The sequence below is a fragment of the Colwellia sp. RSH04 genome (assembly GCF_003545765.1).
In the GTDB taxonomy this organism is placed as follows: Bacteria; Pseudomonadota; Gammaproteobacteria; order Enterobacterales; family Alteromonadaceae; genus Colwellia.
In genome coordinates, this window is sequence record NZ_QXIO01000069.1 from 1 (window position 1) to 503 (window position 503).

The 503-nt window shown below is 63.8% G+C and carries 1 protein-coding gene; it reads right to left on the reverse strand.

Annotated elements, in window-relative coordinates; translation table 11 throughout:
* The coding region (locus tag D1094_RS18525) for an ABC transporter ATP-binding protein (protein ID WP_147361110.1) at window positions 1-503 on the reverse strand (503 nt) is incomplete at both ends.

A 503-nucleotide genomic window follows, 5' to 3' on the forward strand; every position in this document is an offset into this window, starting at 1 on the left:
GACCTGCTGCACGATCAGCGGCGCCAGACCTTCGGTCGGCTCGTCGATCATGATGAGTTCGGGATCACCCATCAGCGTCCGGCAGATGGTCAGCATCTGCTTTTCGCCGCCGGACAGCACGCCCGCGGCCGTGTCGGCGCGCGCCTTGAGATTCGGGAACATCTCGAGCATGTCCTCGAGCTTCCACTTGCCTGGACGCTTGGTGTCCTTGATCCCGAGCAGCAGGTTCTGCCGCACGGTGAGGCCGGGGAAGATGTCGCGATGCTCCGGCACGTAGCCAAGCCCGAGATGCGCGATCTTGTAGTTCGGCAGACCGGCGATGTCCTGGCCCTTGAACTTGATGGTGCCGTGCGGGGGCACTTCGCCCATGATCGCCTTGACCGTGGTCGAGCGCCCGACGCCGTTGCGCCCGAGCAGGCTGACGACCTCGCCGGCGCCGATATGCATATCGACGCCCTGAAGGATGTGGCTTTTGCCGTAATAGGCGTGCAGATCCTGGACTT